General features: G+C 60.4%; 24 protein-coding genes. 4 read left to right on the top strand and 20 right to left on the bottom strand.

Going from position 1 to position 24,154, the window contains the following annotated elements; genetic code table 11:
• Positions 1-6: 6 nt before the first annotated feature.
• Complete coding sequence (locus tag V6M90_RS17120) at positions 7-1,212, bottom strand: acetyl-CoA C-acetyltransferase (RefSeq protein ID WP_332846821.1); 1,206 nt, start codon at positions 1,210-1,212, stop codon at positions 7-9.
• A 641-nt stretch (positions 1,213-1,853) separates the two neighbouring features.
• Here V6M90_RS17120 and V6M90_RS17115 point away from each other — a divergent pair.
• Positions 1,854-2,660, top strand: coding sequence for a c-type cytochrome (locus tag V6M90_RS17115; RefSeq protein ID WP_332846820.1), 807 nt, complete (start codon positions 1,854-1,856; stop codon positions 2,658-2,660).
• A gap of 45 nt (positions 2,661-2,705) precedes the next feature.
• On the opposite strand, the gene V6M90_RS17110 is transcribed toward V6M90_RS17115, so the two are convergent.
• From V6M90_RS17110 to V6M90_RS17045, 14 genes are all read right to left on the bottom strand, one after another.
• A complete protein-coding gene (locus V6M90_RS17110) occupies positions 2,706-3,509 on the bottom strand; it encodes a transglutaminase family protein (RefSeq protein WP_003175563.1) in 804 nt (267 codons plus the stop codon).
• Positions 3,506-4,456, bottom strand: coding sequence for an alpha-E domain-containing protein (locus V6M90_RS17105; RefSeq protein WP_332846819.1), 951 nt, complete (start codon positions 4,454-4,456; stop codon positions 3,506-3,508). The genes V6M90_RS17110 and V6M90_RS17105 overlap by 4 nt, the downstream gene beginning before the upstream one ends.
• A gap of 4 nt (positions 4,457-4,460) precedes the next feature.
• A complete protein-coding gene (locus tag V6M90_RS17100) occupies positions 4,461-5,870 on the bottom strand; it encodes a circularly permuted type 2 ATP-grasp protein (RefSeq protein WP_003175565.1) in 1,410 nt (469 codons plus the stop codon).
• Between the two features lie 362 nt (positions 5,871-6,232).
• Positions 6,233-6,574 carry a ribonuclease E inhibitor RraB gene (locus V6M90_RS17095; RefSeq protein ID WP_003175566.1) on the bottom strand — a complete coding sequence of 114 codons (342 nt, stop codon included), beginning with the start codon at positions 6,572-6,574 and terminating at the stop codon, positions 6,233-6,235.
• A 210-nt stretch (positions 6,575-6,784) separates the two neighbouring features.
• Positions 6,785-7,021: a hypothetical protein gene (locus V6M90_RS17090; protein ID WP_042945146.1), complete on the bottom strand. Its 237-nt coding sequence runs from the start codon at positions 7,019-7,021 to the stop codon at positions 6,785-6,787.
• A 104-nt stretch (positions 7,022-7,125) separates the two neighbouring features.
• Positions 7,126-7,731 carry an START domain-containing protein gene (locus tag V6M90_RS17085; protein ID WP_003175568.1) on the bottom strand — a complete coding sequence of 202 codons (606 nt, stop codon included), beginning with the start codon at positions 7,729-7,731 and terminating at the stop codon, positions 7,126-7,128.
• A 41-nt stretch (positions 7,732-7,772) separates the two neighbouring features.
• Positions 7,773-8,027, bottom strand: coding sequence for a YkgJ family cysteine cluster protein (locus V6M90_RS17080; RefSeq protein ID WP_003175569.1), 255 nt, complete (start codon positions 8,025-8,027; stop codon positions 7,773-7,775).
• Positions 8,028-8,188: 161 nt separating this feature from the next.
• Positions 8,189-8,674 (bottom strand): hypothetical protein, encoded by a 486-nt coding sequence (locus tag V6M90_RS17075; protein ID WP_003175570.1) that lies wholly within the window; start codon positions 8,672-8,674, stop codon positions 8,189-8,191.
• Positions 8,675-8,777: 103 nt separating this feature from the next.
• On the bottom strand, positions 8,778-10,217 hold the full coding sequence (locus tag V6M90_RS17070; protein WP_003175571.1) for an aminotransferase-like domain-containing protein: 1,440 nt from the start codon (positions 10,215-10,217) through the stop codon (positions 8,778-8,780).
• Positions 10,218-10,419: 202 nt separating this feature from the next.
• Complete coding sequence (locus V6M90_RS17065) at positions 10,420-11,235, bottom strand: OmpA family protein (protein ID WP_003175573.1); 816 nt, start codon at positions 11,233-11,235, stop codon at positions 10,420-10,422.
• The gene (locus tag V6M90_RS17060) at positions 11,232-11,594 is read right to left on the bottom strand and encodes a DUF4398 domain-containing protein (RefSeq protein ID WP_003175574.1); all 363 of its coding nucleotides are present in this window, start codon (positions 11,592-11,594) and stop codon (positions 11,232-11,234) included. The genes V6M90_RS17065 and V6M90_RS17060 overlap by 4 nt, the downstream gene beginning before the upstream one ends.
• Positions 11,595-11,603: 9 nt before the next feature.
• Positions 11,604-12,419, bottom strand: a complete 816-nt coding sequence (locus V6M90_RS17055; RefSeq protein ID WP_003175575.1) for a substrate-binding periplasmic protein — start codon at positions 12,417-12,419, stop codon at positions 11,604-11,606.
• Positions 12,420-12,503: 84 nt separating this feature from the next.
• A complete protein-coding gene (locus tag V6M90_RS17050) occupies positions 12,504-13,433 on the bottom strand; it encodes an electron transfer flavoprotein subunit alpha/FixB family protein (protein ID WP_141063507.1) in 930 nt (309 codons plus the stop codon).
• A 16-nt stretch (positions 13,434-13,449) separates the two neighbouring features.
• Positions 13,450-14,199: an electron transfer flavoprotein subunit beta/FixA family protein gene (locus V6M90_RS17045; protein ID WP_003175577.1), complete on the bottom strand. Its 750-nt coding sequence runs from the start codon at positions 14,197-14,199 to the stop codon at positions 13,450-13,452.
• 506 nt (positions 14,200-14,705) lie between these two features.
• Here V6M90_RS17045 and V6M90_RS17040 point away from each other — a divergent pair.
• Complete coding sequence (locus V6M90_RS17040) at positions 14,706-16,370, top strand: electron transfer flavoprotein-ubiquinone oxidoreductase (protein ID WP_332846818.1); 1,665 nt, start codon at positions 14,706-14,708, stop codon at positions 16,368-16,370.
• A gap of 92 nt (positions 16,371-16,462) precedes the next feature.
• On the opposite strand, the gene V6M90_RS17035 is transcribed toward V6M90_RS17040, so the two are convergent.
• Positions 16,463-17,668, bottom strand: coding sequence for a benzoate/H(+) symporter BenE family transporter (locus V6M90_RS17035; protein WP_003175579.1), 1,206 nt, complete (start codon positions 17,666-17,668; stop codon positions 16,463-16,465).
• Between the two features lie 345 nt (positions 17,669-18,013).
• Between V6M90_RS17035 and V6M90_RS17030 the strand changes: the two genes are divergently transcribed.
• Positions 18,014-19,402, top strand: a complete 1,389-nt coding sequence (locus V6M90_RS17030; protein ID WP_332846817.1) for an aminotransferase-like domain-containing protein — start codon at positions 18,014-18,016, stop codon at positions 19,400-19,402.
• Here the strand turns inward: V6M90_RS17030 and V6M90_RS17025 are convergent.
• Positions 19,399-20,292, bottom strand: a complete 894-nt coding sequence (locus V6M90_RS17025; protein ID WP_003175581.1) for an AraC family transcriptional regulator — start codon at positions 20,290-20,292, stop codon at positions 19,399-19,401. The two genes, V6M90_RS17030 and V6M90_RS17025, sit on opposite strands and share 4 nt — an antisense overlap.
• A 224-nt stretch (positions 20,293-20,516) precedes the next feature.
• Here V6M90_RS17025 and V6M90_RS17020 point away from each other — a divergent pair, with 224 nt between their 5' ends.
• Positions 20,517-21,569, top strand: a complete 1,053-nt coding sequence (locus V6M90_RS17020; protein WP_305427669.1) for an NAD(P)-dependent alcohol dehydrogenase — start codon at positions 20,517-20,519, stop codon at positions 21,567-21,569.
• Here V6M90_RS17020 and V6M90_RS17015 read toward each other — a convergent pair whose 3' ends face one another.
• From V6M90_RS17015 to V6M90_RS17005, 3 genes are all read right to left on the bottom strand, one after another.
• A complete protein-coding gene (locus V6M90_RS17015) occupies positions 21,570-22,373 on the bottom strand; it encodes an IclR family transcriptional regulator (RefSeq protein WP_042945151.1) in 804 nt (267 codons plus the stop codon).
• 139 nt (positions 22,374-22,512) lie between these two features.
• Positions 22,513-23,478, bottom strand: coding sequence for an L-arabinose ABC transporter permease AraH (gene araH, locus V6M90_RS17010; protein WP_003175584.1), 966 nt, complete (start codon positions 23,476-23,478; stop codon positions 22,513-22,515).
• Between the two features lie 19 nt (positions 23,479-23,497).
• Positions 23,498-24,154 (bottom strand): ATP-binding cassette domain-containing protein (locus tag V6M90_RS17005; RefSeq protein ID WP_332846816.1); only part of this gene is annotated, 657 nt, incomplete at its 5' end.

Genomic DNA, 24,154 nt, shown 5'->3' with positions numbered 1-24,154 from the left:
TTGGGCTCAGAGGCGTTCGATAATGGTGGCGATCCCCATGCCACCACCGACACACAGGGTGGCCAGGCCATAGCGCTGCTGGCGCACTTCGAGTTCGTCGAGCAAGGTGCCGAGAATCGCGCAACCGGTGGCGCCCAGCGGATGGCCCATAGCAATGGAACCGCCGTTGACGTTGACCCGTGCAGCGTCGATGCGCATGTCCTTGATAAATTTGAGTACCACCGAGGCAAAGGCTTCGTTGACTTCGAACAGGTCGATGTCTTCCACGCGTAAGCCGGCCTTGGCCAGGGCTTTGCGGGTGGCCGGCGCGGGGCCGGTGAGCATGATGGTGGGATCGGTGCTGGTCACCGCCGTGGCGACAATGCGCGCCCGCGGCAGCAGGCCCAGCTCGCGGCCCTTGGTCTGCGAGCCGATCAGCATCAGCGCCGCGCCATCGACAATGCCCGAACTGTTGCCCGGCGTGTGCACATGGTGGATACGTTCCACATGGCTGTAGACCCGCAACGCGGTGGCATCGAAGCCCATCTGCCCCATCATCTCGAAGCTGGGCTTGAGCTTGCCCAGGCCGTCGAGGGTGGAGTCGCCACGGATAAATTCGTCATGGTCCAGAAGCACAATGCCGTTCTGGTCCTGCACCGGGACCAGGGATTTCTTGAAGGAACCGTCGGCGCTGGCCCTGGCCGCTTTCTGCTGGGACTGTAGGGCAAAGGTGTCGACGTCTTCACGCGTGAAGCCTTCGAGGGTGGCGATCAGGTCCGCGCCGATGCCCTGGGGCGTGAAGTGGCTGTGCATATTGGTCTGCGGGTCGAGCACCCAGGCGCCGCCATCAACGCCCATGGGCACGCGGGACATCGACTCGACACCACCGACCACCACCAGGTCTTCAAAGCCGGAACGCACTTTCATCGCGCCCAGGTTCACCGCTTCCAGGCCTGAGGCGCAGAAACGGTTGATCTGTAGCCCGGCGACGCTGATGGCCCAATCCGCCACCAGGGCGGCGGTCTTGGCGATGTCGGCCCCCTGGTCGCCCACCGGGGTCACGCAGCCGAGCACGATATCATCCACCTGGTGTGTGTCGAGGTCGCTGCGCTGCGCCAGCGCGCGGAGCAGGCCCGCCACCAGGTTGACCGGTTTGACACTGTGCAGGGCGCCGTCCGCCTTGCCCTTGCCTCGGGGGGTGCGTATCGCATCAAAGATCAAAGCCTGGATCATGACATCCTCGAACCATTGCGCCGTAGTGCCTCTACCTTAGGCCCGATTGACACGGTTTCAATGACGGATGCGCTCAGTGCTTTTGACCCTCACGCTCGGACGAACGGTAGGCTCCTAAGTGAATCGCCAGGTTAATCGTTTTAGCTGTCTAGCCAAGGCATTGGCGCCAAGATGGCGTTATGCCTCATGCCTTTTTAGGCTGAAATTCTTATTAGCTGATACGAAATGGATCTAAGCCTCGTAGAACGAGGGCTCTAAGGTTCTATCAGTAGGAAGTTGCTGCCGGGTTTTGCTGGAGCAGCCGTAAGAAAAGTGACACGTCATCGCGGCATACTGAAATAAAACGGCACGCATTTGACGCTCAGGAATAACAACAAAAGGCAGCCAGCCATGTTCAAGCATACAAAAGTACGTCAGGCGGGACTTATTCTCTTCGCCACCACACTGATTCTGATCTTGCCCAATTTGACCAAGGTCATTGGGTGATCCCACGTCCGCCGCATTCGCTGCATCAGGACTACCGCTTTTTGGCAGCTCCTGCCGGGACTTCGTGTATAGCGATCCTGTTGCAGGCGCTGCCTTTTTACGCGCGTTTTTCCGCTATCGTGAGTCCCATTGCCACTTAACATGGGGCCTGCGCCTTGAAACCGATTTTCGCATTTATCGCTCTACTGCTTGCCCTGCCCGCGCATGCGGCGCAATTGACCATCGAGTTGGACCACAGCAGCAGGACCTGGCAAACCGCCGACCTGCTCAAGCACCCGGATGCGCAGACGGTGCAGATCGTCGATGACGTTTCCTACAAACGCAACATGACCTATCGCGCAGTGCCATTGGCGGTGCTTCTCGCGGGCCTCAAGCCTGGGACTCACCTGCAAGCCGTGGCCCTCGACGGTTTCGCCGCCGAACTCACCGCCGCCCCACTGCTGCAAAACCATGGCGCCCGTGCCTGGCTGGCGGTGGAAGACCCGGCCAAGCCATGGCCTGCATTGGGCGATGGCAAACCGAGTGCCGGGCCGTTCTACCTGGTGTGGACCGACCCGCAAGCCGGGCATATCAGCCCTGAGCAGTGGCCGTTCCAAGTCTCCAGAATCAAGCAACTGCGGACGGTGGCGGAGCGTTTTCCGGCGCTGTTGCCTGACCCGGCACTGGCTGCAAGTGACCCGATCAATAAAGGCTTTGCGTTGTTCCAGAAGAATTGCCTGGCCTGCCATCGTCTAAACGGCGCGGGCGATGCCCAGGTGGGACCGGACTTGAATATCCCCTACAGCCCCACCGAATATTTCGGCGAGGCGTTTCTCAAACGCTATATCCGCGATCCGCAAAGCCTGCGGCATTGGCCCCAGGCGAAGATGCCAGCGTTCGCTGTCAGCGTATTGCCTGACAGCGAGCTGGATTTGCTGGTGGGGTATTTGAAGCATATGGCCGGCCGCAAACAACAACCTTGAGACTGGCAAGCCCCCTCCCCCATTTAATCTGCTGCGCCCTGAACATCATTGCTGCTGCACTGAGATCACCGGCGTCGGCGCCACGAACACCTTGGCGTGCATCTGCTCATGCCCACCGCCACGGCGCATGCCGCGCACCGGGCAGGCGTCCAGGTAATCCAGGCCCACGGCCAGTTTCAGGTGCCGCTCCGGCCGCGCCAACTGGTTGGTCACGTCAAAGCTGTACCAGGCGTCATCCAACCAGGCTTCGGCCCACGCATGGCTGGCCAGGTGCGCGCTGTCTTCGGTGTACAAATACCCTGACACATAGCGCGCCGCAATTCCCAGGCTGCGCGCGCAGGCCAGGAACGCGTGGGTGTGGTCCTGACACACACCTGCCCCGCCGGCAAAGGCCTGAGCGGCGCAGGTGTCGACGGCGGTGGCCCCTGGCGTATAGACCATCACCTGGTTGAGCGCGTGCATCAGGTCGATCAAGGCGGTGCGGTCGCGACGTTGATGGCAATGCTGCTCGGCAAAACGGCGCAAGGCCTCGTCGGGCTCGGTCAGACGCGTGCAGCGCAGGAACGGCAGCGCCGATTGGCTCTCGTGTTCGGCCTCGCGCAATTCGTCGATGTCCACCTGGCCACGGGCGCCGATGATGATGGTGTCATGCGGTTCATCCAGGGTCAGCACATGCAGGATATTGCCGAAGGGGTCGACCTGGGCGCGCACCGGGCGCGGCAGGTCCAGTTGCCAACTGAGTACCTGCTGGCGCTCGCTGTCGTGGGGGGTCACACGCAAGTATTGGATGCTGGCGCGCACTTGGTCTTCGTAGTGGTAGGTGGTTTCGTGGCTGATGGAAAGTCTCATGCCGCCTCCAGGTAGGAACTGTAGATGGCGTCGCCCAACTGGCGAACCAAAGGGATAAAGTCGGTCAGCCAGGCGTGCAGGCCTTCCTCAAGGATTTCATCGATGGCGGTAAAGCGCAGGCGCGCGTCCATCTCGGCGGCCAGGCGTTGCGCCGGTCGCCCGTTGATGCCTGGCAGACTGGCGAGGATCTGGTCGATTTCTTCGCTGCAGGCCCGTAGCGAGCGCGGTACGTCGGCGCGCAATAGCAGCAGTTGCGCCACTTGGCGGGCGCCGGGGGCGTCGCGGTAAATCTCGGTATAGGCCTCGAACGACGACAGCGCGCGCAACAAGGCGCTCCATTGATAGTAGGCGTGAGCCGTACCGTCGGTGACGGCGTCGGCGCGGTCGCCGGCCATTTCATAGCGCGCGTCCAGCAAACGCAGGGTGTTGTCGGCACGCTCGATAAAAGTGCCCAGACGAATGAAACGGAACGCATCGTTGCGCATGATGGTGCCGTAGGTGGCGCCCCGGAACAGATGGGAGCGCTCCTTGACCCACTCACAGAACCGGCTCATGCCGTAGCGGCTCAGCCCTTGCTGGGCGATGTCGCGAATATCCAACCAGGTGGCATTGATGTTTTCCCACAGGTCGGCGGTAATTCGCCCACGCACCGCATGGGCACTGGCCCGCGCCGCGCCGAGGCAGCTGTAGATGCTGGCAGGGTTGGCCGCGTCCAGGGCAAAGAAGTGCAACAAGTTTTCGGCATGCAGTTCCCCGTGGCGCTCGCGGTAATCTTCCAGGGTGCCGGTGATCAACAATGGCATGGCCAGTTCGTGCAGACCGTCACCGCGCCCGTCCTGGGGCATCAGTGACAGCGAATAGCTCACATCGAGCATGCGCGCGAGGTTTTCCGCGCGTTCCAGATAGCGCGACATCCAATACAAATCCGAGGCGGTTCGACTCAGCATGGCATCAGTCCTCCACCACCCAGGTGTCTTTGGTGCCGCCGCCCTGGGACGAGTTGACCACCAGCGAGCCTTCGCGCAGCGCCACACGGGTCAAGCCGCCGGGCACCACACGGGTTTCCTTGCCGGACAGCACAAACGGGCGCAGGTCGATATGCCGTGGAGCAATACCGTTTTCGACAAACGTCGGGCAGGTGGATAAGCACAGGGTGGGTTGAGCGATATAGGCGTGGGGCTTGGCCTTGATGCGCGCGCGGAAGGCTTCGATTTCCGCCGCGGTGGACGCGGGCCCCACCAACATGCCGTAGCCGCCGGAGCCCTGGGTTTCCTTGACCACCAGGTCCGGCAGGTTAGCCAGTACGTGGGACAGTTCATCGGGCTTGCGGCACTGGAAGGTCGGCACATTCTTCAGAATCGGTTCTTCATCCAGGTAAAAACGGATCATCTCGGTGACGAAGGGGTACACCGACTTGTCATCCGCCACCCCGGTGCCAATCGCATTGGCCAGCACCACGTTGCCCGAACGGTAGGCCGCGAGCAGGCCGGGCACGCCGAGCATCGAGTCCGGGTTGAACGCCAGCGGGTCGAGAAACGCATCGTCGAGGCGACGGTAGATCACGTCCACCGCCTTGGGGCCGTCGGTGGTGCGCATGAACACGCGGTCATCGCGCACGAACAGGTCGGCGCCTTCCACCAGTTCCACGCCCATTTCCCGAGCCAGGAACGCGTGTTCAAAGAATGCGCTGTTGAAGCGCCCCGGCGTCAGTACCACCACGCTGGGGTTATCCAGCGGGCTGGCGCTTTTCAGGGTATCGAGCAGCAAGTTGGGGTAATGGTCGATGGGCGCAATGCGCTGGGCGGCGAACAGCTCCGGAAACAGGCGCATCATCATCTTGCGGTCTTCGAGCATGTAGCTGACACCGCTGGGTGTACGCAGGTTGTCCTCCAGCACGTAGTAGGTGCCATCGCCATCGCGTACGAGATCGACCCCGGATATGTGGGAATACAGATCGCGATGCAAGTTCAGGCCCTGCATGGCCAGCTGGTATTGCTCGTTGGCCAGCACTTGTTCAGCCGGGATGATGCCCGCCTTAATGATGCGTTGCTCGTGGTAGAGGTCGGCGAGAAACATGTTCAGCGCCTTGACCCGTTGGATGCAGCCACGCTCGACGATCTGCCATTCACGGGCCGGAATACTGCGCGGGATGGTATCGAAAGGTATCAGGCGCTCGGTGCCCTGCTCGTCCCCGTAAAGCGTGAACGTGATGCCGGCGCGGTGGAACAGCAAATCGGCTTCACGCCGACGCTGGGCCAGCAGCTCTGCCGGGGTTTCGGCCAACCAGCGGGCGAACTCGCGATAGTGAGGACGCACCTGCCCTGCCCCATCGTACATTTCATCGTAATAAGTGCGGATCATGCCGTACTCCTTGTCACTCGGGACGCAAGAACCATCGCAAGGCCCGTGCCATCGGCATAAACACTTAAAAATCAGTGTGTTAAATAAATACGAGCACCTTGTCGCACCTTCCTGGTGCGCAGAATGCCCGGTGTGTTGTCGTGCGCCTCATCGCAATGCAGGCTTTGACTATCAACAGCATAGCCAGAGTTGATTTCACTGCCCGGCCAAGTCTGCGGATAATCGCGCCATCTGCTGAATATCCTTTGGCGCTCCGCTCTTCCCTTTGGGCCACCCTCGTCGGGTGGCCTTTTTTTTATTGCACAAACAAAATCGGCCGACCCTGAGGTCAGCCGATACACGGTGTTGCGCGTGACAACCCACTACATGGGTAACGGGCGAACCGGGTGCTTGACGCCCCACCCTTCTATAATCCCGCCAAGGGGTTCCACCACTGCTTCAAAGTCCTGCTCGAAGTCTCCTATGCCGTCGTAGGTTGCAAACATGACTTTGCTCAACTCCAGGTACCAGGCGCCATCGTCGCGCGCACTGACCTGAGCGTTCAGCGACTCTCCGCGAAACTCACCCGCAGCCCTGCGCGCCCGTTCCTCGTCCGGAAAAATGGCGTAGAACTCGATGGGGTGAAAACGTGAAAAGTCGAAACCGCCCTCTTTCATGCGGCGCAGAACGTGGGTACTGATGTCTTCTTGATAGGCTGTGCTCATGAAACGTCCTCCTCAAACCGATGGATAGACTTTCCGTGCTTCCCGAAGCCCGCGCCCTGCTGGCGCGGGGACGGCAATGACATCACCGCTGGAAAACAAGCATGTAGCTGACAAGACCAGACCTTAGCGATTCATTCGCTGATCTCACTTGCAGAGTAGCGCGAAGCTTTCACCTCCACCAGAGGCGCTTGATAGGCATAAAGGGAATATTCAGGCAGCGAGAGAAATGTCGAGGATCTGGATACTGTTCTGGTCTTTGAGGATCTTGACCGTCGGCTCGGATTGGCGACCTTCAAGGTCGTTGAGGTCGAGTTCGGCGGCTACCGGCACCAGCTTGCTGCGAATCATGTGCGCAGCATCTTCAAGGCTGGGCTTTTGTTCGCAGGTGAACTGCTCCACGGACTGCTCGCCGTGATCATCAACGAAGGTAATTTGCCACGTTTGCATCGGTGCCTCCTCGATAAAGCCCGCGTGTGGGCTCACAGGTATCTGGACCTTGAGGGCGTGGCAAACGTTCCACTCAAAGGCCGGAGGCACCGGATCAATCGCGCTTATTTTTCAGCGTGGTCTTTCAAGGCTTTCAGTGTGTTGAACGGCGCGTCCACCACGAACTTGTTGGCCAGCCACGACGGCACGCTACCGCCTGGTTCGGTGTGCACCTGGTAGGTCACTTCGGTCTGGTTATCGCCTTTTGGCACCAGTTTCCAGAAGCCCTCGACCTGGGCGACACGAACAAAGCCTTTTTCCTCGGGCTGATAGGTCGGAACCTCCAGCAAGTTGCGCGTCACGCTGCCGTCAGCCCCTTTGGTGGTGGTGATTTTCAAGATTGAATCACGATTACTCACCGGAAACGGCGCGTTAAATTGCGTGTAGGTGTAGCTGACGTCACCCTCATGCTTCAGCAACTTTTGCAGCTTGCATTCATGAATCCACTTACAGGCACCCGCCACGTCTTCCTGCAACGCAACGATCTTGGCCACTGGCGCCTTGATCACCGTGACACCGCGATACGCTTTGTACTTGGAACCGGCGACTTCGCTCAGGGACACCTTGATACCGTCTTCGTCCTTGGCGACCTGCCAATCCTCAGCCTGCGCAGTGGCAGCGAACAACACCGTAAAGCCGCACAGCACAGCCAGTCGTTTCAGCGAACCCATTGTTATATTCCTTATTGTTGAAGTTGCGAGAGTAAAGCCCATCAAGCCGCCGTCATCTGCTCCCACCAGCCGATCAACCGGATCGCATCGGCCTGGTCGGTGCCGCACACCTCGATATCCGCCTTGAAATCACTGCACACCGCCGGCCGTTCCGGCTGGCCGAACAGTTGGCATAACTGTTCGACCGACAGGTGCAGACAGCGTTCGCCCGCCGGCTTGCCATTGGGCATTCCGGGCAACGGCGAACTGATGGAGGGGGCGATGCAGCAGGCGCCACAGCCTTCGCGGCAATTCATGAACGGCAGGTCCTCAACGGCTCAACAGGGATGGCGCAGCTAGGGTACGCCCCTAAACAGCCGTTTTAAAATGGGTTAACAGGGGTTTTTCGCATAAAACAAATATGACTGACCAGTCTGCGACAGATGGTCAATGGCCCGCGTCACGCTCAGGGGAAAAGTTACTGCTTGAACTCGAATTCCAACGCGGCGCCTTCGACTTCCCGACGCTCTTCATTACGCAGTTGCAGCTTCATCTCATTGCTGAGCAAGCGGCCGTTGATCTGGAAGGCACTGTTATCCGTGGGTTTCTCGCCGAACATCGGCGGCAGCAACGGCACGCTCTTGGGCTTGGGCATGGTGCCAAGTGGCTGCAGGTGCCGGACCATGTCGGACGGCAAGGTGAGGTCCAACTGTGCCGGTGGCAGTTGGGTCTTTGCCACTTCCTGGGATGATTTGGACCTTTTCGCCGAGGCGCGTTTTTTAGCCGTAGCGGCTTTTTTCTTCGCGGCGGGGGCTTGCTGGGTTGCCGTGGATTTTTTTGCGGTGGGCTTTTCGCTGCTGGCAGCGGGCTTGTTTTCAGTCACGGGCGCTGCCGCCAGCACCGGACTGACGTTACACAGGCTTAACAGGCCAAGCACCAAAGCAGCGCGAAAAATACAGGTCATATCGCCTACAGCATTAACGGCAGAGGGCCATATGCTCGCTTGTTGTGCGTGGCATGACAAGCGCGGTGATGCGCCTGCTATCGGAGTTGTCCCTGTGTGCGCCTCAAAAACCCGCTGCCGTTTCCTGGCATAACTGGCTGGCCAGCATGCCCAGGGTCATCAACGCCCGCTCTGCCTCGCGGTTCCACGGCGTGCCGCAGTTAAGGCGAATACAGTGATTGAACTGCTCGGTGTTACTGAAAATCAACCCCGGCGCAATGCTGATGCCCTGTTGCAGGGCGCGCACATGCAGTTCCTGGGTATTGACCCGCCCCGGCAAACTGACCCACAGGATAAAGCCGCCGGTCGGTCGGGTCATCTGCGTGCCCTCCGGGAAATACTGCTGCACCGCCAGTTGAAACGCGCTGAGGTTCTTGCGGTATTCCTGACGGATGTAACGCAGGTGCCGGTCGTAGCCACCGTTCTCCAGGTACGCCGCAACCCCCATCTGGGTCACGCTGCACGCCGAATGGGTGCTGAACATCTGCAGACGCTGGATTTCCTGCTGATACTTGCCGGCGATCATCCAGCCGATGCGCACCCCCGGCGACAAGGTCTTGGAGAAGCTCGAGCAGTAGATCACCCGATCCAGGCGATCATAGGCCTTGAGGGCCTTGGTGCGGCCCAGTTCGAACATCAGTTCGCCGTAGATATCATCTTCGACGATCTGGATATCGAAATCCGACGCCAGGCGCAGCAACTGCTTCTGCCGCTCCTCGGGCATGGTGCCGCCCAGTGGATTGCTCAGGCGCGTGGTCAGCACCAGCGCCTTGATCGACCATTGGTTGGCCGCCAATTGCAGGGCCTCCAGGCTCATGCCAGTGGAGGGATCGCAGGGAATCTCAATGACCTTGAGGCCGAGCAAATCGGCCAGTTGCAGCAAGCCATAGTAAGTCGGCGACTCCGCTGCGATCAGGTCGCCAGGGCGCGTCAGCACCCGCAGCGACATCTGCAACGCTTCGACACAGCCGTGGGTGATCACCACTTCGGAGGGGTCCACTACCACACCGGCATCGCGCATCCGGATCGCCACCTGGCGACGCAGCGGCTCGAAACCGGGGCTGAACATGTAGCTGAACGCCCGTGGGCTCTGGAACCGCGTAACCTTGGCCAGTTGCTGGTGCAATGCGCGGACCGGCAAGTAATCGACACTCGGCACGGCCGCGCCCAGCGGAAATACGCCTTCGCGGCGCGACTCGCCCAATACCTGCTGAATGATGCTGCTGCGGGTGACCAACCCAGGACGTTCGACCCGTGCGATATCCGGTGTCGGCGCGGTCAGCGCCGGCGTCTGGTGCACGTAATAGCCGGACTGCGGCCGCGCCCGGATCAGGCCCTGGTCTTCCAGGTTGGCGTAGGCCTGCAATACCGTGGCATGGCTCACGTTGAGCTGGGAGCTCATCTTGCGCACCGAAGGCACACGTTCGCCCGGTTGATAGACTCCGCGCCGGATGTCCTCGGCCAGTTGCTGGGCGATACGTTGATAAAGCAACAGATTGGTCATGACGCAGCACTCGATTTCACGGGTATTTTATTTTTGTGTGAAACATACCGGCACAGTTTAGAAGTGTACGGGCACAGTTGCCACAATAGTCGAGCGCGGGCGGCAGTGACAGTAAAAACTATGGGGACACATGGATTCTCGGAGGTACATCGAACAATGTGGGAGGGGACTTGCTCCCTCCCACATTGATCCACACCTGACTTCAGCGGGCGGCGCCGAGCTGGCCCTTCTCGTCGGAGAACACAATCTCCACCCGACGATTCTGCGCCCTGCCCCGTTCGGACGCGTTGGCCTCCACCGGGTACTGGTCGCCGTAGCCTTCGACCTGGATGCGCTTTTCGTCGATCCCCAAATCCACCAGCACATCAGCCACCGATTGCGCGCGGTCGCGGGACAGTTTGAGGTTTTCCTGCTGGCCACCGGTATTGTCGGCGTAACCCTCGATGCGCACCACGCGCTTGGGGTTCAGTTGCAGGAACTGCACGATCTTCAACACGGTGCGGTTGGCCGAGTTTTTCAGCTCCGCTTCGCCCGTGTCGAACAGCACATCGCCCAGGGTCATCACCAGGCCACGGTCGGTCTGGGTGGTGGTCAGGCTGGCGATCTGCTCCTCAAGCCATTTGCCCTGTTGCTGCACGCTGATCAGCTTGCTTTCACGCAAGGCCAACTGCAGGCGCTGGCGTTCCAGTTCGAGCTTGGCGGCGCGTTCTTCGTTAAGCGCCTGCTCGGTGTGTTCGCGGGCGATGGCGCTGTAGCGCTGGCTCAAGTAGGCATAGTGCACCACGTCCGCGCCGCTGCCCCAGTAGCTGGACAAGCGATCGGCGCGTGCCAGCGATTCACCGGCGCGAATCACGTCCTTGGGCGCGATGCGCAGCACATTCGCGTCTTCCTTGACCTTCTGGAAATCACTGCCGGCCTGTTGCAACGCCTGCTCGCCATTGGGGTGGCTCGCGCAACCACCCAACACCGCACTGCCCAGCAGCACGGCACAGCTCACACCACGCATCATCGGGCTCATTGGGCTTCTCCCAACTGCAATTGCTTGCGCAGGCGCGTGATGCGGGTATTGAGCACGTTGAGTTGTTCCTGGCTTTTGCCGGTCAGTACCCGCGCTTCTGCGAGGCGTGCGTCCAGCTCGGCCTGTTCGGCCTGCATGCGCGCGTCCTTATAGGATTGGTCGGCCATGTCGGCCTTGGCCTGGGCGAATTTGTCCTCGGCCAGTTTCAATTCGGGTGATTCATCGGCGCTGGCGCCAACCGCATTGGCTTGTTCCAAGGCCTGCCGGGTGAGGCGAATCTGTTCATTCGGCGCAGGATCGGCTGCACATCCCGCCAGGGCAACAACGGCGAGGGCCGCGAAAAAAGGTCGAAGAGTCACTGAAAATCCCTACTGTGTTGGGGTGCCGACGGGTTGTTGCAATTGTGCTTTCCAACGCTCCAGATTGCGCTGCAACGCGGCTTCCGTCACACCAGACCCGGGCAATTCTGTCATCTTTTTGGCGAGCTGTCCGCGCAACCACGGATCATTGCAGACCGAGTTGTGGGAAATCGCCAGGTACAGGCCGGGTTGATCGATGGGCATATCGCGGGCAATCAAGTCATTGCTCATGCCCAGCGTCTGGGCCATGGCCATGCCGGAATAGCGCCCGGCGAGCACATAGTCCACCTCGCCCAACAGCAGTTTCTGGAATGCCGGGGTCAAGGTCGGGAATCGTTGCAGGGTGAGGTGCCGCTCGGCGAGGGTGTCGAATTCGCGGCTCAAACGGGCACGCTCCGATACCGCGCCCTTGAAGCCCTGCAGATCGGTCGCCGTGGCATAGGCAAGCGCCGAATCCTTGCGCGTCCACACCAGATAGTCGCTCTGCACCAGAGCCGGGTGGATGTAGTCGAAGTTGTCCAGCTCGGCATGATTGAGCGGTGCATCGGCAAAAATGTCCATGCGCCCACTGCGTACTTCGTCCAGGGCCATTGAACGCTTGCCACCGTAGAGCAGGTCAATTTTCACACCCAGGTCTTTCGCTACCTGCTGCAACACATCGGCAGTGGCACCGATCAGGTGAGTGGGGTCCTGGGGGTCACGCCAGAGCAAGGGCGGTGCGTCCGGGCTGCCGGTGATCACCAGGCGCTCACATCTGCCGGCGGCCAGCGCCAGGCTTGGCAGCAGCGAAAGGCCCAGCAAGACGACCCAGGGGCGCAGTTCCATGGCGGTTTTCTCCGATATTCACAAAAGGCCGGATAAAAAAAACCCGGTCACAAGACCGGGCTCTTTATAAGTGAAGCGGCTGGATTAGACCAGCTTCTCCAACTCGGGTACGGCTTCGAACAAGTCAGCCACCAGGCCGTAATCGGCTACCTGGAAGATCGGCGCTTCTTCGTCCTTGTTGATCGCAACGATCACTTTGGAGTCTTTCATACCGGCCAGGTGCTGGATCGCGCCGGAGATACCGACCGCGATGTACAGCTGTGGCGCGACGATCTTGCCGGTCTGGCCGACCTGCATGTCGTTGGGCACGAAGCCTGCGTCGACAGCCGCGCGGGAAGCGCCGACGGCCGCGCCCAGCTTGTCGGCCAGGGCGTACAGGTGCTTGAAGTTGTCACCGTTCTGCATGCCACGCCCGCCGGAAACGACGATCTTGGCAGCGGTCAGCTCAGGACGATCCGACTTGGCCAGCTCTTCGCCAACGAAGCTCGAAGTACCGGCGTCGTGGGCAGCAGCAACCGCTTCAACGGCAGCCGAACCACCTTCGGCGGCAACCGGGTCGAAACCGGTAGCGCGCACGGTGATGACTTTGATGGCAGCGGTCGATTGCACGGTGGCAATGGCGTTACCGGCGTAGATCGGGCGCTTGAAGGTGTCGGCGCTTTCGACCGAGATGATCTCGGAGATCTGGTCAACGTCCAGCTGCGCGGCAACGCGTGGCAGGATGTTTTTGCCGTTGGAGGTGGCGGCGGCCAGGATGTGGCTGTAGCCGGCGCCGAGCTCTGCAACCAATGGCGCAACATTCTCCGGCAGCTGATGCGCGTAAGCGGCGTTGTCAGCGTTCAGGACTTTGCTCACACCAGCAATCTTCGCAGCGGCTTCAGCCACGGCGCCAGCGCCTTGGCCTGCAACCAGAACGTGGATGTCGCCGCCGATTTTGGCAGCAGCAGCCACGGTGTTCAGCGTGGCCGGGGCCAGCACTTTGTTGTCGTGTTCGGCGATTACGAGGATAGTCATGATCCGGCTCTCCAATTCAAAGCACCTTCGCTTCGTTTTTCAGTTTCTCGACCAGTTCAGCCACCGACTTGACCTTGATGCCCGCGCTGCGTGCAGCCGGCGCTTCGACTTTGACGGTCTTGTTGGTGGAGGCGGTGGAAACGCCCAAAGCGTCCGGAGTCAGCACTTCGAGAGGCTTCTTCTTGGCTTTCATGATGTTTGGCAGCGACGCATAGCGCGGCTCGTTCAAACGCAGGTCGGTGGTGACGATGGCCGGCAGTTTCAGCGAAACCGTCTGTGCGCCGCCGTCGATTTCGCGGGTCACGGCAACGCTGTCGCCGCTCACTTCCACTTTGGAAGCGAAGGTGCCCTGGCCGTAACCGGTCAGCGCCGCCAGCATCTGGCCGGTCTGGTTGTTATCGCTGTCGATGGCCTGTTTGCCGAGGATCACCAGCGAAGGCTGTTCCTTGTCGACAACCGCCTTGAGCAGCTTGGCAACCGCCAGGGAGGTCAGTTCTTCAGCGGATTCGACGAGGATGGCACGGTCGGCACCCAGCGCCAGGGCGGTACGCAGCTGCTCTTGAGCAGTGGTCGGGCCGATGGACACCACCACGATTTCAGTCGCGACGCCTTTTTCTTTCAGGCGTACGGCTTCTTCCACGGCGATTTCACAGAATGGGTTCATCGACATCTTGACGTTAGCAAGGTCGACGCCGGAATTGTCCGCCTTGACGCGAACTTTCACGTTGTAATCGACAACGCGTTTGACAGCTACAAGAACCTTCATGGATTCCTCGTTACTCTCCGGTGAAAAGAAAGTCGCCTAGGCGAACCTGGCGGTTGATGCTCATCGGCACACAAGGGCACCTCCAAAAACCTGGGCAAGTGACCTTGCTCACGGGAAATGATGACCGTTCGTCAGTGGTGACTGAGAGGTCATTCTTTATCGCGGCGTGTAAACTGCGCGCCATCGTTTCAGCGTGCGTCACCTGTCTCGCTTTTGGACGTGCTCTTGAAACCTGCTGTCTGCCTACGGTAAGCGCAAAACCGACCGTATATTGACCGGAACGCCTATTCTGGTCAATACGGCAAAATGGCCAGTCATAAGCCGCGTTGCTTTGATTTACCTAGCCTGCGGGCAATTCAAACAAACGTTTGTATTGGACGCTGACAGTGGTCTATATATAATGCGCCACCTAGAGAGAAAGGTGGGTCTTGCCGTTGCCGCAGGACGACACCGAACCTCCACCCATTAGAAAAAAAGCCTGTTGAGCCTTGAGTAGGAGATAGCCTGTGGAACGCGAATACATGGAATTCGACGTGGTCATCGTCGGCGCTGGCCCGGCGGGCCTGTCCGCCGCCTGCCGACTGAAGCAGAAGGCCGCCGAAGCCGGTAAGGAAATCAGCGTTTGCGTGGTCGAGAAAGGCTCCGAAGTCGGTGCGCACATCCTCTCCGGCGCCGTGTTTGAACCACGCGCCCTGAACGAACTGTTCCCGGACTGGAAAGCCCTCGGCGCCCCGCTCAACACCCCTGTGGTGCGCGATGACATCTATGTACTGCGCAGCAGCGATGCCTCCACCAAGGTACCTGACTTCTTTGTGCCCAAGACCATGCACAACGAAGGCAACTACATCATCTCCCTGGGCAACCTGTGCCGCTGGCTGGCCCAGCAGGCCGAGAACCTGGGCGTGGAAGTCTACCCAGGCTTCGCCGCCCAGGAAGCGTTGTTCGACGAAAACGGCGTGGTCCGCGGGATCATCACCGGCGACCTCGGTGTCGACCGCGAAGGCCACCCCAAAGAAGGCGTCTACACCCCAGGCATGGAGCTGCGCGGCAAATATACGCTGTTCGCCGAAGGTTGCCGTGGCCACATCGGCAAGCAACTGATCAAGCGCTTCAACCTGGACAGCGACGCCGACGCCCAGCACTACGGCATCGGTCTCAAGGAAATCTGGGAAGTCGACCCCGCCAAGCACCAACCTGGCCTGGTGGTGCACACCGCCGGTTGGCCGCTGGACATCATGAGCAACGAGAACACCGGTGGCTCGTTCCTCTATCACCTGGAAAACAACCAGGTGGTGGTCGGCCTGATCGTCGACCTGTCCTACAGCAACGCCTTCCTGTCGCCATTCGACGAGTTCCAGCGCCTCAAGCATCACCCGGTGCTGGCCCAGTACCTCGAAGGCGGCAAGCGCATCAGCTACGGCGCCCGCGCCCTGGCCAAGGGCGGCATCAACTCGTTGCCGAAGATGGTTTTCAAGGGCGGCGCCCTGATCGGCTGCGACCTGGGCACCATGAACGTGGCCAAGATCAAAGGCAGCCACACCGCGATGAAGTCCGGCATGCTCGCCGCCGACGCCGTCGCCGAGCGCCTGTTCGCCGAATCCGAAGGCGGTGATGAACTGACCAACTACGTCGACAGCTTCAAAGCCAGCTGGCTCTACGAAGAACTGTTCGCCACCCGCAACTTCGGCCCGGCGATGCACAAGTTCGGCCCGATCATCGGTGCCGGCTTCAACTGGTTCGACCAGAACATCCTCGGCGGCAAAATGCCGTTTACCTTGCACGACACCAAGCCGGACTATGCCTGCCTGAAGCTGGCCAAGGACAGCACGAAGATCGACTACCCCAAACCTGACGGCAAGCTGAGCTTCGACAAGCTGAGTTCGGTGTTCATCTCCGGTACCAACCATGAAGAAGAACAGCCGTGCCACTTGAAGTTGAAAGACCCGAGCATCCCGATCGGCACCAACCTGCCGCTCTACGATGAACCGGCACAGCGCTACTGCCCGGCCGGCGTGTATGAGGTAATCACAAAAGAAGACGGCGAGAAGCGCTTCCAGATCAACGCCCAGAACTGCGTGCACTGCAAGACCTGTGACATCAAGGACCCTTCGCAGAACATCACCTGGGTCACGCCGGAAGGCGCAGGTGGGCCGACTTACCCGAATATGTAAGACGGCTCCTCACAAAGCCCTTCGCCACACACCAAAGCCAACGCTTCATGCGTTGGCTTTTTTGTATCCGCACGGCGGCTAAACCGACGCGATCATGACCGGCTGACCTCGGCAACGGCGGTGGCTTTACTTTGCCGGGTGTAGCTCAGCACGAAGTGCGCGACGAGGCCAAAGATCAGGCCCCAGAACGCAGCGGCCAGGCCCAGGAAGCTCATGCCCGAAGCGGTGACCAGGAAGGTAATCAGTGCCGCTTCGCGTTGTTTTTCGTCGGCCATGGCGCCCGTCAGCCCGGCGCTGATTGCACCGAACAGCGCCAGGCCCGCCAAGGAAGCAATCAGTTCCTTGGGCAAGGCAGAGAACACCGAAGCCAGGGTCGCGCCAAAGATGCCCATCAGAATGTAGAACACCCCACAGGCGATCCCGGCGATGTAACGCTTGTCGCGGTCTTCATGGGCTTCGCGGCCAGTGCAGATGGCGGCGGTAATCGCCGCCAGGTTAAAACCATGGGAGCCGAACGGCGCCATCAGGATCGAGCCGATCGCCGTCACTGAAATGATCGAGCGCGCTGGCGTGTTGTAGCCTGCGGTGCGCAACACCGCCATGCCCGGCACGTACTGACCGGTCAGGGTCACCAACGCCAGCGGCAGGCCGATGTTGATGATGGCGTGCCAGCTCCACTGCGGCGCGATAAACACCGGCTGGGCCACGGCGATGGTGATTGCACCGCTGTTCAATTCACCAAACGAGGCAGCGACCGCACAGCCGATGATCAGCACCGAGAGAATCGCGTAACGCGGCGAAAAGCGCTTGAACACCAGGTAAGTCGCGAGCATCGCCAACACCAGCGCCGGTTGCAGCTTGATCGAGGTGAACAGCTCGGCGCCGAAGCGGAACAGGATGCCGGCGAGCATGGCGGCGGCAATGGCCTTGGGCAGGCGACTCATCAGTTTGTCGAATGCGCCGGACAAGCCCACCACCGCAATAATCACTGACGCAACCACGTAAGCGCCGATGGCCTGCGCCAGGGTCACCGTAGGCAGCATCGAGACCAGCAACGCCGCTCCCGGTGTCGACCACGCGGTGATCACCGGCACCCGCAGGCGCCAGCTCAGGAACAGGCCGGTAATGCCGCTGCCGATGGAAATCGCCCAGATCCACGACGACACTTCGTCATTGGGCAGGTGCGCTTCCTTGGCCGCCTGAAACACGATGATCAAGGGACCGGCATACGAAATGATCACGGCGATAAAACCGGCAATCACAGCTGACAGGGATAGATCCTTTCTGAGTGTGTTCATGATGTCTCGACTTGGCGCGATAGCGTCGCGCAGTGGCCAGGGGATGATTGAGTCGATTGACTCGATTCAATGCGAGTGTATTTGATCAAATTGAATGGATTCAACACATAACAAAACCATCACCCAAAATTCCTTATGGTCACAGCTGAAATCTTTCCGCAATATCCAATTAACCTATTGATTTTCGTATCAATAATTTCATAGAAAATATTTACCAAAAAACAGGCATCACTCCAAAAAATTGACTCAATCGACTCAATCAATGGATTAAGTCGCGTCATTAGCAGAAAACCGCCTGTGATATGCTCGCCCCTTCATCATTTCTACGATGGGCATTGATCATTCATGTGGGTTCCCCAGCTAAGCGAGTTCAACCAGCCGATGTATTTGGCGATTGCCGACGCATTGGCGCGCGACATCAGCAATGGCGTGTTGAACAAAGGCGATCGCCTGCCGACCCTGCGGGAGCTGGCCACGGCCCTGGATGTAACGCCGGGCACCATCAGCCGCGCTTACAGCGAAGCGCAGCGCCGTCGCCTGGTGCAGGGGGAAGTGGGCCGCGGTACGTACGTGCTCAGTCAGAAACAACCGGAACCGGCGACGAGCAACAGCCCGGCGTCGCTGAATCTGGGGCAGCCGGAACTGCTCGACCTGTCGATCATCAAGCCTGGCAGCGAAACCCTGGAGCACTGGCTGCGCGACGCGCTGGTGAACCTGGCCAGGAGCACCGATTTCGCCGGCGCCCTGGATTACGCCCCGGACGGCGGTCACCCGGCGCATCGCGAGGCGGGGGCACAGTGGCTGCGGCATGCATTGCCCGATGCACAATGGCAGCAAGTGATCATCACCGCTGGCGCCCAGCATGGCTTGATGGTGGCGATGAGCGCCCTGACCAACGCCGGCGACCTGGTGCTCTGCGAAGCGCTGTGCTATCCCGGCATCATTTCCCTGGCTCACGGCCTTGAACGTCGCCTACGTGGCGTACCGATGGATGACGAAGGCATCATTCCCGAGGCGCTGCGCGAACTGTGCCTGCGGGAAAAACCGGCGATGCTGGTGTGCGTGGCGACTTGCCAGAACCCGACGGCGGCGATCATGTCGCAAAAGCGCAGGGCGCAAATCGCAGCGCTGGCTGAAGAGTTCGACTTCATCATTCTTGACGATGACATCTACGGTTTTCTCGCCACCGACCCGTCCATCAAACCCCTTTCGGCGTTTGCGCCGGAGCGTTCGGTGTATCTCACCAGCCTGTCGAAGTCGGTGATGCCCGCGCTGCGTATCGGCTATCTGCATAGCCCGCCAAAATGGCTGTCGCGCCTAAGCTCGATGGTGCGCAGCAGCGTCTGGATGCCATCACCGCTGACCGCGCAACTGGCCAGCAATGTGATCAGCGAAGGCATGGACAGAAAACTGATCAGCATCCACCGCAACGAAGCGGCCGCGCGGCAAGCGATTGCCCGCGAGATTTTCGCCAGGTTCGAACTCAAGGCCCAGCCCTACTCCTACCATGCCTGGCTGACCTTGCCGGAGCCATGGACCAGCGACGAGTTCAGCATGCTGGCGCGGGCCAATGGCGTGCTGGTACTCAGTGGCACGCAATTCCAGGCCGAACGCTCCGGGACGACACGCAGTGTGCGACTGGTGCTGATGTCGCCCACCAGCCAGGACGAACTGCGCTTCGCCCTGACCAAACTGGCCAGCCTGATTGAATCCGACCCCCGTCGTTACTACTAGGCCGCACGTTCCTCGCCCGGGTTACGCTCGAAGTAGCGCTTGTATTCGCGGCTGAATTGCGACGTGCTCTGGTACCCCACGCTGTGCGCCGCCTGCGCCACACTTACGCCCTCCACCAGTAGCAACTGCTGGGCCTTGAGCAAGCGCAGGCGCTTCAGATACTGCACCGGCGACAACAAGGTGCAGCGCTTGAAGTGCTCGTGAAAAGTCGACGCGCTCATGTGCGCATACCCGGCCAATGTCTCGATATTCAGCGGCTCGGCGAAATGCGCATGCAGGTGGTTCAATGAAGTGGCGATGCGTGAAAATTGCCCCTGTTGCTCCACCAGCGCGCGCAATACATCGGCCTGGGGCCCGCGCAACGCGGTGAACAATAATTCGCGCACCCGCGCCGGCCCGATGATCCGGCTTTCCAGCGGATCGTGCAGGCACTGCAACAGCCGCTCGACGCAGCCGCGCATCGCATCATCGAGCACCACCGAGCTCATCGACGCCAGGGTCTGCGCCGTCGGCGGCGGCCCGGCCTGCATGCCCATGGCCATCACCAATTCACCCAGCACCACCCGGTCGATACCCACCGTCACCCCCAACAACGGCGCACCCGGCGCCATGGCGAAGGTCTCGCATTCGAACGGCACCGGCATGGCCTGGATCAGGTAATGCCCGGCGCCGTACTCCAGCGTGCGCGGGCCCAGGTACGCGACTTTGCTGCCCTGGGCCACGAACATCAGGCTCGGCTCATAGATCTGCGGCCCGCGCGCCACGTCGCAACTGGCGCGCAATACCTTGACGCCAGGCAGGTGGGTGGGGGAAAAACCGTCGCGGGACGTAAGCCCTTCGATCAAGGAAACCAGCGTGGCGTTGGCGTCGAGATGGCGGGTCAGCAGCATAAAAGCAGTTCTCGGAAAATTCACGACTCGGTGCAGGGCGGCAAGCTTTCAGCCACAAGCTGCAAGAAAGTTCGCAGTTTATCGCGTGTAGCTTGGCGCTTGCCGCTTTCAACTGCTCCCCCGGAGCTTTAGGCATGAGACTCGGAGCAATCGCCATGGCCGCCCGCAGGCGCGGTGGGGAGAATGGCCCGCCTCACTTTTCAATGCTTTTGCGAGGTTTCCCCATGTACACCGCCATCGGTTACGCCGCCCAGTCGGCCACCACTCCCCTCGCCCCGATGTCCTTTGAACGCCGCAGCCCACGCGCCGATGACGTGGCCATCGAGATTCTATACTGCGGCGTCTGCCACTCCGACATTCACCAGGCGCGCAACGAGTGGGGCATCGCCGTGTATCCACTGATGCCGGGCCACGAGATCGTCGGCAAAGTCACCGCCGTCGGCGCCAGCGTCACCGCCCATAAAGTCGGCGACCTGGTCGGCGTCGGCTGCATGGTCGATTCATGCCGCCACTGCGACGCCTGCAAAGCGGACCTTGAGCAATATTGCCTCGAAGGCCCGACCATGACCTACGCCACCCCGGACCGTGTGGATGGCAGCAACACCATGGGCGGCTATTCCGACAGCATCGTGGTCAGCGAACACTTCGTGGTGAAGATCCCGGCCAAGCTTGACCTGGCCAGCGCCGCGCCGATCCTGTGCGCCGGCATCACGACCTATTCGCCGCTCAAGCACTACGGTGTGAAGGCCGGCGACAAGGTGGGGATTCTCGGTATGGGTGGCCTGGGCCACATGGGCATCAAGTTCGCCAAGGCCATGGGCGCCGAAGTCACCTTGTTCACCCGCTCCGCGAGCAAGGCTGAAGAAGGCCGCCGCCAGGGCGCCGATCATGTGATCGTGTCCACCGACGCCGAGCAGATGAAAGCCGCTGCCGGGCACTTCGACTTCCTCTTGGACACCATCCCGGTGCAGCACGACCTGAACCCCTACCTCGACGTGCTGCGCTTTGATGGCGTGCATATTCTGGTCGGTTTGATCGAGCCGGTGGACCCGCCGGTCAACGCCGCCAAACTGGTATTGGGCCGTAAAGTGCTGGCCGGCTCGCTGATCGGCGGCATTGCCGAAACCCAGGAAGTCCTGGATTTCTGCGCCGAGCATGGCATCACCTGCGACATCGAGATGCTCGACATCCGTCAGATCAACGAGGCCTATGCGCGCATGATCGCCGGTGATGTGAAGTATCGTTTTGTCATCGACATGGCGACCTTGAAGGCCTGATCAGGCCTTCGCGCCCAACTCCGCCGACAGCCGCGCTGCGACCTGCTTGATCACGGGTATCAGCTCGGCCATTTTCTCCAGCGGCATGTAGGGCACGGTACTGGCGATGCTGATGCCGGCGACGATTCGCCGGCTGGCATCGCGCACCGGTGCGGCGACGCAACGGATCGACGGTTCGTTGTCTTCCAGATCGAACGCATAACCACCCAGCACATACTCGTGCATGCGCTGCTCGAACTGCGCCCAGGACTGTTCCGGGTGCTGCGGCCATTGCAGGTTTTTCCCACCCGCCGGCAAGCTGGTTTCGTACAGGCGTTGCCACTCCTGAACCGAGTCATCCAACAGCATCGCCTTGCCCACGCCCGTGCGCGCCAACGGCATGCGATGGCCGACCCGCGAACGCATTTCCGGGCCGTTGCGGCCAGGGTTCTTGTGCAGGTACAGCACGTCGTCGTATTCGCGAATGGCCAAGTGGATGGTATCGCCGGTCAGTGCCGACAATTCATCCAGGTACGGCACCGCCAGCGTCACCAAGGGCAATTCTTCGCGGGCCTGGAACCCCAGCTCGATCAACTTCGGCCCCAGCAGATAACCGACTTGCGGCACCACGCGCAGGTAACGCTCTTCCACCAGGCAACTGGCCAGGCGGTGGGTGGTGCTGCGGGTGGTGCCGATGCGCTTGGCGATCTCTTTCAGATCCCGCGCACCGGCCGCTACCGCTTGCACCACGCCCAGGCCACGCAACAGGGTCTGGGTGCCGGTGGGGGCGGCGTCTTTGACGGGGGTGTGAGGGGTTTCCTGCATATCGGGCCTATTGGGAAGTACGAAAACGGCGCCATTATGGCAAATGCTGCCCTTCTGAACAGAGGAGATCCATTGTGGGAGGGGCGGTGCGACGATTCGACTTGCTCCCTCCCACATTTGTCCCTCATAGGGCTTTTGATCAGCGTTGTTTCATGCGGTCGATGATTACCGCCAACAGCAGGATCGAACCACGGATCACATACTGATAAAACGTGTCGATGTTCTTCAGGTTCATCGCGTTCTCAATGATCGCCAGGATCAGCACCCCGGCAATCACATGCCGAATCATGCCGATACCGCCGCTCAGCGACACGCCGCCCAGCACGCACGCCGAGATCACCGTGAGCTCGAAACCCTGGCCGATCATCGGCTGGCCCGAGGTCATGCGCGACGCGAGGATCACCCCGGCCAACGCACCGATCAAGCCGTGCACGGCAAAGATGATGATCTTGGTGCGATCAACGTTGACCCCAGCGAGCAACGCGGCTTCCTGGTTACCGCCAATCGCCATGGTGTTGCGTCCGTAGGTGGTGTAGTTCAACAGCCAGCCAAAGAACACAAAGCACAACACGGTGATAATAATCGGCACCGGCACGCCCATCAGTTGGCCGTTGCCGAACACAAAGAAGCGTTCATCCATGACGCCAACCGCTTTGCCGTTGGAGAAGATATAGGCCAGGCCGCGTACGATCTGCATGGTCGCCAATGTCGCGATCAATGCGTTGATGCGTAACTTGGCGATGACGATGCCGTTGATCAGCCCCACCACCAGGCCCATGGCCAACGCTGCCGATACGCCAAGCACCACGCTGTCGGTATCGCGAATCACAATCCCCGCCACCACGCCGGCACAGGCGATCACCGAACCCACCGACAAGTCGAAGTGCCCCGACGCCAGGCAGAACAGCATGGTGCACGCGGCGATACCCACAGTGGAAATCGCCAGGCCCAACCCGCGCATGTTCAGGGGCGAAAGGAAGTTGTCGATGAACAACGCGCTGAGCAAAAAGATACTCAGGGCAGCCAACAACATCACCCAGTCATCGAGAAACTTGCGCTGGTTGAACCCTGGCCAGAAGCTTTTTGCGGTTTTTACCTGAGACATGCCTACACCCTCTTATTCTTCAAGCCCGCGTACGCGGAAGTGCCAATTGCAGCAGCCGTGCTTCGTCCGCCTGGTCGCGGGTCACTTCACCGGTCAGGGCGCCTTCGCTCATCACCAGGATGCGGTCGGAAATACCCATGACTTCCATCAGGTCGCTGGACACCACGATCACTGCGATGCCGTTGGCCGCCAGGTTGTGGATGATCTGGTAAATCTCCGACTTGGCGCCGATATCGATGCCTCGGGTTGGTTCGTCCAGCAGCAGCACCTTCATCGGCATCGACAGCCAGCGGCCGAGAATGGCCTTCTGCTGGTTGCCGCCGGAGAGGTACATGATTTTCTGGTCGGCGTTCGGCGTCTTGACTTTCATCGCCTTGATTTGATGCTCGGCGTTGCCCTTTTCCCAACCGTCGCGCAGCAGCCAGCCGAAGGTCGAATGGGCTCCCCGCGCACTGATGTTGATGTTCTCGGCCACACTGGAGAGCGGAATGATGCCTTCCTTCTTGCGGTCCTCCGGGCACAGCAAGACACCGGCGGCAATGGCGTCGCGAGGCGAGCGCAACTGCAACGGCTCGCCACAGAGTTCCAGGCTGCCGGCGCTGGCGCGTTCCAGGCCGCTGAGCAGGCGGAACAACTCCGTGCGCCCTGCCCCGACCAACCCGAACAGGCCAAGAAT

Source organism: Pseudomonas lactucae (genome assembly GCF_036688725.1).
GTDB classification, from domain to species: domain Bacteria; phylum Pseudomonadota; class Gammaproteobacteria; order Pseudomonadales; family Pseudomonadaceae; genus Aquipseudomonas; species Aquipseudomonas lactucae.
Note: the sequence above shows the minus strand (reverse complement) of the source record. Positions and strands in the feature narration are given on the sequence as shown.

Bases quoted from the DNA above. Each gene is read 5' to 3' on its own strand.
- V6M90_RS17075 (WP_003175570.1), bottom strand. From the start codon at position 8,674: ATGACCTGTATTTTTCGCGCTGCTTTGGTGCTTGGCCTGTTAAGCCTG.
- V6M90_RS17070 (WP_003175571.1), bottom strand. From the start codon at position 10,217: ATGACCAATCTGTTGCTTTATCAACGTATCGCCCAGCAACTGGCCGAG.
- V6M90_RS17030 (WP_332846817.1), top strand. From the start codon at position 18,014: ATGTGGGTTCCCCAGCTAAGCGAGTTCAACCAGCCGATGTATTTGGCG.
- V6M90_RS17020 (WP_305427669.1), top strand. From the start codon at position 20,517: ATGTACACCGCCATCGGTTACGCCGCCCAGTCGGCCACCACTCCCCTC.
- V6M90_RS17095 (WP_003175566.1), bottom strand. From the start codon at position 6,574: ATGAGCACAGCCTATCAAGAAGACATCAGTACCCACGTTCTGCGCCGC.
- V6M90_RS17085 (WP_003175568.1), bottom strand. From the start codon at position 7,731: ATGGGTTCGCTGAAACGACTGGCTGTGCTGTGCGGCTTTACGGTGTTG.
- V6M90_RS17055 (WP_003175575.1), bottom strand. From the start codon at position 12,419: ATGGAACTGCGCCCCTGGGTCGTCTTGCTGGGCCTTTCGCTGCTGCCA.
- V6M90_RS17120 (WP_332846821.1), bottom strand. From the start codon at position 1,212: ATGATCCAGGCTTTGATCTTTGATGCGATACGCACCCCCCGAGGCAAG.
- V6M90_RS17025 (WP_003175581.1), bottom strand. From the start codon at position 20,292: ATGCTGCTGACCCGCCATCTCGACGCCAACGCCACGCTGGTTTCCTTG.
- V6M90_RS17015 (WP_042945151.1), bottom strand. From the start codon at position 22,373: ATGCAGGAAACCCCTCACACCCCCGTCAAAGACGCCGCCCCCACCGGC.
- V6M90_RS17105 (WP_332846819.1), bottom strand. From the start codon at position 4,456: ATGCTGAGTCGAACCGCCTCGGATTTGTATTGGATGTCGCGCTATCTG.
- V6M90_RS17050 (WP_141063507.1), bottom strand. From the start codon at position 13,433: ATGACTATCCTCGTAATCGCCGAACACGACAACAAAGTGCTGGCCCCG.
- V6M90_RS17080 (WP_003175569.1), bottom strand. From the start codon at position 8,027: ATGAATTGCCGCGAAGGCTGTGGCGCCTGCTGCATCGCCCCCTCCATC.
- V6M90_RS17090 (WP_042945146.1), bottom strand. From the start codon at position 7,021: ATGCAAACGTGGCAAATTACCTTCGTTGATGATCACGGCGAGCAGTCC.
- araH (WP_003175584.1), bottom strand. From the start codon at position 23,478: ATGTCTCAGGTAAAAACCGCAAAAAGCTTCTGGCCAGGGTTCAACCAG.
- V6M90_RS17110 (WP_003175563.1), bottom strand. From the start codon at position 3,509: ATGAGACTTTCCATCAGCCACGAAACCACCTACCACTACGAAGACCAA.
- V6M90_RS17100 (WP_003175565.1), bottom strand. From the start codon at position 5,870: ATGATCCGCACTTATTACGATGAAATGTACGATGGGGCAGGGCAGGTG.
- V6M90_RS17045 (WP_003175577.1), bottom strand. From the start codon at position 14,199: ATGAAGGTTCTTGTAGCTGTCAAACGCGTTGTCGATTACAACGTGAAA.
- V6M90_RS17065 (WP_003175573.1), bottom strand. From the start codon at position 11,235: ATGAGCCCGATGATGCGTGGTGTGAGCTGTGCCGTGCTGCTGGGCAGT.
- V6M90_RS17035 (WP_003175579.1), bottom strand. From the start codon at position 17,668: ATGAACACACTCAGAAAGGATCTATCCCTGTCAGCTGTGATTGCCGGT.